The sequence below is a fragment of the Shewanella sp. genome, assembly GCF_051658185.1.
Lineage (GTDB): Bacteria > Pseudomonadota > Gammaproteobacteria > Enterobacterales > Shewanellaceae > Shewanella.
Genome location: NZ_JBOFMC010000398.1, coordinates 1 through 8,081, shown reverse-complemented (window position 1 = coordinate 8,081; position 8,081 = coordinate 1). Strand labels below are relative to the sequence as shown.

Sequence of the window (8,081 nt, the reverse complement as noted above, 5' to 3'; positions counted from 1 at the left end):
AAAACGCAATACCATTAGGTTGGTTGTCGCGCTCATTACCAACAAATGGTAATAGATTGCTCGGCTGCTCACCTTTTAATGCCGCCCGAATACGTAACTGAATACTGGTATGGTCAGATTGTTCTGGCGTATCAGCCAGTTGGGCTCGAATCGGATTCAAATCAACATAAGCCATACAGGCTAAGACTGCGGCTTCATCAAGTAAGGCTTGGGATTTAAACCGTCCTTCCCAGAACCGACCTGTACAGTTATCTTCTTGATTTGCTTGCCTTGCTATCGGTTCATTGAGGCAGCGCATAAACCATGAAATATCACATAATCGGCTACGGTAAACGGCGATGGAATGCTTTAATCGCATGATCTCATGCGCCTCAACTAGCTCACCTTTAGCGAATTTTTGCGTTAATTCATCGCCTTTAAACAGCTTATGCCACTGCTCAAGCACTTCGCGGTCAGTCCAACGATTGGCACTGCCGATATCGACCTTAAGCACCACATGCAGATGATTGGACATCACCGCGAAGGCCGCCACATCAATAGCAAAAACCGCTTCTAGTTCAAACACTCGCGCTTCAACCCAACCACGGCGATGGTCATAATTCTCCCCCGAATAGGCATCATCACCACATAAAAAAGCACGCCGAACAACGCGGCTACAGCAGTGGTAATAGGGTGTATCTTCAAGACTTATTTGGGTTCGGCGAGGGCGCGGCATACAAACCTCCTTGTCTAATGCTTAAGCAAAGCATAGCCGGAGGTTAACTACTGAGCGAGTAAGTGTGGGTGTCTTGTTTAATCCTTTTGCTTAACCCTTTCTTAGCTAGGCGCTAATAAAAGACGCCGTAAATGACAGCTTGTATGAGGCTACAACCCGAGGATGACTAATTGCGACCCAAAAGTCAGCCCAACTCATTTGCAGCGTAAACAGAACTCATCCGGCTACAGGAATAATAAAAAGCAAACTTAAATATAAAACTGAGAAGCCTAAGGTAGTACCAAATCCAGGTTGCACAGATTTTATAACAACCTTGCACATATCATTATTCCGTAGCGAGATAAGTGGAACTCATGGGCGGTTTCGTATTAGCGAAACCGCGTAAAAGATTATTTGCTCATCTTGGTTAAAATCGCATCAAATTGACCACCATCATTAAAATGAGTTTTTTGTGCTTTATTCCAGCCACCAAAAATCTCATCAATGGTAAAGAGTTTCAGTTGTGGAAACTTGTCTTTGTATTGCAACGCAACGTCTGGGTTTGTCGGGCGAAAAAAGTGTTTTGCTGCTAGGTGTTGTGCTTCATCAGTATAGAGATGTGCTAAGTAAGCCTCTGCTAACTTACGTGTCCCTTTGCGATCGACATTTTTATCTACCACCGTCACTGGTGGCTCGGCAAGAATGCTGACACTTGGAACAATGATTTCAAATTCACCTTTTCCTAACTGCTCAACTGATAATATGGCTTCATTTTCCCAAGCGATGAACACATCGCCAATTTTACGCTGTACAAAGGTATTGGTTGCGCCACGGGCGCCAGAGTCCAGCACTGGTACGTTTTTATAAAGCTGAGTGACAAACTCTAACGCTTTTTCTTCTGAGCCGTATTGCTTGAGTGCATAACCCCAAGCGGCCAAATAGTTCCAGCGCGCCCCACCTGAAGTCTTGGGATTTGGGGTAATGACTGCTACACCTTCACGAACTAAGTCATTCCAATCATGGATATTCTTGGGATTTCCTTTACGTACTAGCAACACAATAGTTGAAGTGTAAGGAGAACTGTTGTGCGGGAGGCGGCTTTGCCAATTATCAGGAATTAAATCTGCCTTTTTCCTCAATGAATCAACGTCATAGGCCAGTGCCAGAGTGACAACATCCGCTTCTAATCCATCAATAACTGAGCGAGCTTGCGAGCCTGAACCAGCGTGTGATTGACGTATGGTTGGGGCATTATGTCCTTGTTTTTGCCAATATTGGCTGAAGAGTTGGTTATATTCCCGATAAAATTCTCGGGTTGGATCATAGGAAACATTCAATAGCGTATCTTCAGCGAGTGCGAGAACACTGGCCGAGGCCAAAACTAAGGTGAGTGTTGCTTTTTGTAAGTGAGATAAAATATTCATACCGAAATCCTCATATTATTTAATAAGGCTTCCGGTTGACCGGTCAGCGATGTGGTCTAACAGTGTTGATTAGGTGGTAAATTTCGTTTTTATTTCGACGGCGTAACTTGGTCCAAACGAATTTTTTCCTTCTTTTCTATTTGCACTAATTTCCCATGGTGAAAGGTTAATTCCACGGTCCCAAACTCAATTTTACCCAATAGTTTTTCTAAACTATTGACGAGCAAGGGGCGAACGGTTTGTAGATCTTCTTTGGTTGCCATATAAGTCCTTATGTAAGTGGTTTTTGACAACGTAATTGAAATTATAATCAAATTTAGATAACTAAAAAATTATTTTTTGCGATTTTATATTCCTTTATGTGATAAGAGGATCTGTTGTATGTTTGAGTTTGCGAGTTCATTAGGTTGGCTCTGAGCTGTGCTTTCTATTTGGTTAATTAGATAACCAATAAGCACATCAATGAGGGGCCACTGGCCATGTCCAGAATCAACATTAATGTGACCACTCAACCCTAAGTTGATTGTTGGGAATCCAAATTTTTTTGCCAGTTTTGCAGCCTGATTAAAGGGCATCCAAGGATCGTTTTCGCTGGCAATGACAAGCCCTGTGACGCCTAAGGGATGTTTTGGCAATAAGTGTTTGATCGTTTGAGTACCATCATGTTCTGGCAAAATATGTCCATTCTCAGAAAATCTTGATGGTGATGCTGGTGCAACTAAAATAGCTGCAGCTATCCGCTGTGGATTTTGAGCGATGGCAAGGCTTGTTGCTAAACAGCCAAAACTGTGGGCGAGAATGAGGATCTTACCTTCGATTTGATCGATTGTACGGCCAATGGCATTGGCCCAGATATAAATTTTAGGCTCTAATAGTGGTAAGTCGTTTACCCATAAAGCATATTTATACTTCTGTGCAATCCAACTTTGCCAATGTAAAGGGCCGCTACCACCAAACCCAGGCACAATTAATAAGGTTGTCATATTCCATCCTCCAAGATGTGAGTTGATAAAGGAGTCAAACGGCAACAAATTGAAGCCAGCTTGACTTGCAATCTGACTATAACTGTAAAATTAGTTATTAATGTTGCTATATGTAGTTCATTTTGGAATATGAGATATATTTAGGATCTAAATTTCGCGAATAAATGTCCCTACTCAAATGGAAGACCAAGATTAAAAAAATAAATCCGGCCACCCATTATCAACCCACAACATAATGCACTTTCACTTTGCCAAAAATTTGATTTGGTTGAAATAGCTTGAATTAAGTGTCATCAAAAGTAGCGGGCGGCCGCTGATGCATAAATGTAAACGAATGCATTCAAAACTGGCGCATTTTAACCATGCTAAATCCACCCGTCATACCCATAGGCAGCGATTAATTCAATTAAATGGGATTAAAGTGAGTTGACGGGCATATGCTGACGACTTGCCACATCGCATTCCAACCACTTATCGCCATAACCCTGCCCAAGGCTGGCTTGGGCATTTAATTATCTGCCGTTAACGATTGGCGGTTATCACCTCGAGCAGCATGGCGATATCGGCGGCATCGTTATAGATATGCGGCGACACGCGCACTCCCAAACTGCGGGCATCGACACTGATGTTGGCTTCGGCCAACGCCGCCATCATTTGCGCTTGGCGCTCGCCAAATTGCAAAATCAGCGTACCGCTACGCTTATCTAACTCCCTCGGCGAGACCAACTCATTGTCCAATGCCTGCACCACTGGCGCCATCAGTTGCAAGTTATGGTCGCGCATGGCTTGTGAGCCAATATTGGCAAAATAATGAATGCTATGGGCGGCAATCGCGTAGGGCGCGATGGAGGGCGTGCCGCCCCAAAACCTTAACGCCGTTGGATGATAGCGAAAATCATGAATATCAAATTCAAAGGGATTTTCATGGCTAAACCAGCCCACATCCTGCGGCTGACATTGGGGCAAGATGGCTGGGTGAACCCACAAATACGCGGCGCCGGGGCCGGAACATAACCATTTCACGCTTGAGCCAATCATAAAATCAGGTTGTAACGCGGCAAGATCGAACGGCAAAATTCCCGCCGACTGCGCCACATCCACCAGACTCAAACCGCCGCGCGCACGGGCAAGGGGGATAATCTGTGCGAGGGGCGCCTGCTGACCAGTGTTTGAATAGGCATGACTGACAAACACCAAATCAACATCGGTGCCAATATGCGCGTCCCACACATTGGGATCGGTAACATCTAAGCCTTTGGGAATAAAGCGCAATTCGCAGCTTGCGGGGAGCGCCTTTTTCAGGGCGAATCCCATGCTGGGAAAATCAATCTCGCTCATCAATACCACGGCACCATCGCGCCTTAATCTGCCGAGGGACATCACAATTTTGCTCAAGGCGCTCGATAAATTGACCTGCGGACAAAAATCCTGTGGCTGGCCATGGAATAAGCTCGCCAGCGCGGCGGTAAAGTCATCCACCACGCCTAACCATTGGCCCCAAGGCTCACGCCCCGACGCCTGCCAAGGTGCAAAAAACGCCTGCTTAAACGCTTGCTCGGTCGATTTAAGTGGCCGCCCAACCGAATGATTAAGTAAATAGCCCGGCCCTTGGAGGCAAAAATCTTGTTTTATCTCCGTAAACATCCGCTTACCTCAAGCTATTTTTTAGTTGGTTAAGATCGTGATAGCGGGTGCGAATATCGCTGCGATTGGCTGCCGCCCGCCTATCCCGTAATTTTTCTAAGGAAGCGAGTAACACAGGCAGCGGTGGACCACTGGCGGTCACTTTAGCTAAATGTTGTTGCTCCATGCTGACCGACGGCTCGGCAATGTATTTTGTCACCAATTCATTGTGATGCTGTATGGCGGTTTGCCCGTGTAACTCACAGACTTCAATGAACATTTTTAGATTCTGTTGATACCAATCCTCATGGCGATGAGCCATCGACTGGATAAAATCATCCATTAAATTCGGCCGACGCATGCATTCCCGCAAGAGTTGTTGATCCTCGGGCATCATGTATAAAAACTTATCCACCAGCATTTGCGAATAAGATGCTTCATTGGCAAAACATAAGCCTAGCGTTAAATCAATCACGTTAATGCCCGCAAAGTCACCCGCATTGGCGCCGCGATACACCACAGAACCGACCCGATAGGGTTTGTAATAAGGTCGAACACAGTAAAAAAAGCGATCAGTATCTAAGCGCTTAAATAATGTCGTATTCGAGTCAATCACATCCTGCAGTGCCTGTTTAGCGACGCGCAGCAGATCCAGAGTCATCGGGTGAGAAATCCCCAGTGGCTGGATTTTTAAGAGCGCGTCGCTGGCACGTTTATAGGCCAAAATGCCTTTGGTGTTGTAATCCACAAACAGTTTTTCATCGGGCAAATCGGTAAAACGCTTGTAGATCCCGTTATGGGCGCGGTTATGGGTGGTTAAATGGGCGGTGGCAAAACGGGGCGTGACCCCAATCGAGGCGCCAATGTGCATCGCCAATGCGGAGGCCTCTAAAAGTGGCGATGTGGTTTCGCGCGTTGGCTCGGTGATTTCATGGCGACGGCAGGCGGCCATATATAGGCCCACGTTGCCGAGTAAGTCAAAGGCGCTATCAAAGCCTTCATCGGTATTGCCTTCATCGAGTAACGTTTTGATCAGCGCTCGCCCTTCGCTAAGGAGCGCGTGCTTTACCTCATCGCCCACCTCGAGCACATTGGCCCGATCCGCTTGCTGGTAGTAACGCCGCTCCAACTCAGAATTGAGCTCAACAAATCGAGTGCGGATCCAGCTATCAAAAGCGTGGGTATTAAAAGTGGTCGGTTTCAATTGGACATCCTTGACGCTGCTTATGGTGATATTTAAGGCGCAACCCGCCGTGGGCCACACACTCGCCGGTTGCCCCTGCGAGCGCCCGAACGCGGCTCACTGGCGACGGCCTGCGCGTTGGGCTATGTTAAGTTCACAAGAATGCAACTTATTCGCGTGGGATTCTAGCCTGATGTCAAATTTGTGAACTGCCGCGTGCCAGTTTTTATTTACAGCTTGCACCCACGCCAATAATCAACTGCAATAGCCCCGCAAACTAGCCGTTACTCCCTTTCAATGTTCCGATTGAATTGGGCAACTCAGAGGTAACTCAAATGATTTTAATGGAATTTATCGTTGTACTTGGGTGCCTGTTGCTCGGCACCCGCTACGGAGGCATGGGGCTTGGGCTTATCAGTGGCATTGGCTTATTTTTGCTGACGTTTGTCTTTGGGTTAGCGCCGGGGCAACCGCCGGTGCAGGTGATGCTCACCATTCTGGCGGTGATTGGTTGTGCCGCCGTACTGCAAACGGCGGGCGGCTTAAATGTGATGATGCAGTTTGCCGAGCGTGTACTACGCCGCCACCCACAATACATCACCATTTTGGCACCCTTGACGACCTGGACCTTAACTTTCCTGTGCGGTACTGGCCACGTGGTCTATACCATGTTCCCGATCATTGCCGATATCGCCATCAAAAAGAATATTCGCCCCGAGCGCCCGATGGCCGTTGCCTCGGTTGCTTCACAGATGGCCATTTGCGCCTCGCCAGTGTCAGTGGCGGTGGTGTCTATGGTGTCTATCTTGGCCGCCCAACATGGCGTTGGCCACGCCTATACCATGCTAGAAATCCTCATGGTATCCGTGCCAGCCTCCCTTTGCGGGGTGGTCATGGCGGCGCTGTGGAGTCTGCGCCGTGGCAAAGACTTAGATAAAGATAGCGAATTCCAAGCGCGGATCAGCGATCCTGACCAAAGATCCTTTATTTACGACAAGAGCGAAACTCTACTTAATCAACGGTTCCCCAAAGAGGCGTATTGGGCCACCGCCATCTTTTTTATTGCGATTGCGGCCGTAGTACTGCTTGGCTCCTTTAGCGAGTTGCGCCCCGCCTTTGAGGAAAAAGGCAAAAGCACTTTGCTCTCGATGAACCTAGTGATCCAAATGATGATGTTGATTGCCGGGGCGCTGATCCTTATGACCTGCAAGGTCAAACCCGCAGACATTGCCAATGGACCCGTTTTTAAAGCCGGAATGGTGGCGATTTTTTCAGTCTTTGGCGTGGCGTGGATGAGTGATACTTACTTTATCAGCCATATGGAGGTGCTGAAGGAAAACCTGTCCCACGTGGTGCAAAACCAACCCTGGACCTATGCCTTAGTGCTGTTTTTGATTTCTAAGCTGGTCAATAGCCAAGCGGCAGCGCTCACCGCCATCGCCCCAATGGGACTCGCCCTCGGGGTCGACCCTAAGCTGCTGATCGCCTTTCTCCCAGCGAGCTATGGTTATTTTGTGCTACCAACCTACCCGAGCGATTTAGCCTGTATCGGCTTTGACCGCTCAGGCACAACAAAAATTGGTAAGTTCATTATTAACCACAGCTTTCTCATTCCGGGGCTGATTGGTGTTGGGACGGCATCCTGCGTGGGGTATGTGCTGGCAACTAGCTTACTGTAAATCGGCGGCGCGCAGTGAAGCTTTGCACGGCTAACCTTCACTGCGGCCATGTCCGCGCTCATGGCGATGACATGGCCACCAAATCATAACGCCTAGCCACAAAACACTGTGGCTCAACCACCCACAGCAAAGCCGCTAATACATTGAAATAAAGATGATATATAAAGATTTGCGCCATAACCGTGGGATTATGGCTGTGCAGCTAATCCTGGCTCAGGCTCTGCCGGGATATCTGCCGTGACCATATCAACAGTCCCCATATCAGCAGTCCCCATATCAGCAGCCACAGTGTCAGCCGTCACCGTATCAGCAATCATTGTCGCCGCTTGTGCTTCCCTCACCGCCTTCGCGATATTTTGAGGTTTGCGCGTGGTTTGCAGCTTCGCATTGGCCTTTTTTGCCTTGTGCTTGAGGGTCTGATTAATTTTTTTCTTGCGATTCATAGGCCAACCAATAAGCGAAAAAGGCCGCGATTATACCTATCCCGGCGGCCAA

General features: G+C 47.7%; 8 protein-coding genes. 1 reads left to right on the top strand and 7 read right to left on the bottom strand.

The window, feature by feature from the left end:
- From ACRCZA_RS14960 to ACRCZA_RS14935, 6 genes are all read right to left on the bottom strand, one after another.
- A partial coding sequence (locus ACRCZA_RS14960; RefSeq protein WP_438675188.1) for a transposase occupies positions 1–715 on the bottom strand: 715 nt, incomplete at its 3' end.
- 389 nt (positions 716–1,104) lie between these two features.
- The gene (locus ACRCZA_RS14955; RefSeq protein WP_438675187.1) at positions 1,105–2,118 is read right to left on the bottom strand and encodes a sulfate ABC transporter substrate-binding protein; all 1,014 of its coding nucleotides are present in this window, start codon (positions 2,116–2,118) and stop codon (positions 1,105–1,107) included.
- A gap of 89 nt (positions 2,119–2,207) precedes the next feature.
- Entirely contained in the window at positions 2,208–2,381 is a 174-nt protein-coding gene (locus tag ACRCZA_RS14950) for a YezD family protein (RefSeq protein ID WP_438675186.1), read from the bottom strand.
- 84 nt (positions 2,382–2,465) lie between these two features.
- The gene (locus tag ACRCZA_RS14945; RefSeq protein ID WP_438675185.1) at positions 2,466–3,101 is read right to left on the bottom strand and encodes an alpha/beta hydrolase; all 636 of its coding nucleotides are present in this window, start codon (positions 3,099–3,101) and stop codon (positions 2,466–2,468) included.
- A gap of 522 nt (positions 3,102–3,623) precedes the next feature.
- On the bottom strand, positions 3,624–4,745 hold the full coding sequence (locus ACRCZA_RS14940) for an aminotransferase class V-fold PLP-dependent enzyme (RefSeq protein ID WP_438675184.1): 1,122 nt from the start codon (positions 4,743–4,745) through the stop codon (positions 3,624–3,626).
- 4 nt (positions 4,746–4,749) lie between these two features.
- Complete coding sequence (locus ACRCZA_RS14935; RefSeq protein WP_438675183.1) at positions 4,750–5,928, bottom strand: PrnB family protein; 1,179 nt, start codon at positions 5,926–5,928, stop codon at positions 4,750–4,752.
- 314 nt (positions 5,929–6,242) lie between these two features.
- Between ACRCZA_RS14935 and ACRCZA_RS14930 the strand changes: the two genes are divergently transcribed.
- On the top strand, positions 6,243–7,586 hold the full coding sequence (locus tag ACRCZA_RS14930; RefSeq protein ID WP_438675182.1) for an anaerobic C4-dicarboxylate transporter: 1,344 nt from the start codon (positions 6,243–6,245) through the stop codon (positions 7,584–7,586).
- A gap of 188 nt (positions 7,587–7,774) precedes the next feature.
- Here ACRCZA_RS14930 and ACRCZA_RS14925 read toward each other — a convergent pair whose 3' ends face one another.
- Entirely contained in the window at positions 7,775–8,029 is a 255-nt protein-coding gene (locus ACRCZA_RS14925; protein WP_438675181.1) for a DUF2986 domain-containing protein, read from the bottom strand.
- Positions 8,030–8,081 lie beyond the last annotated feature (52 nt).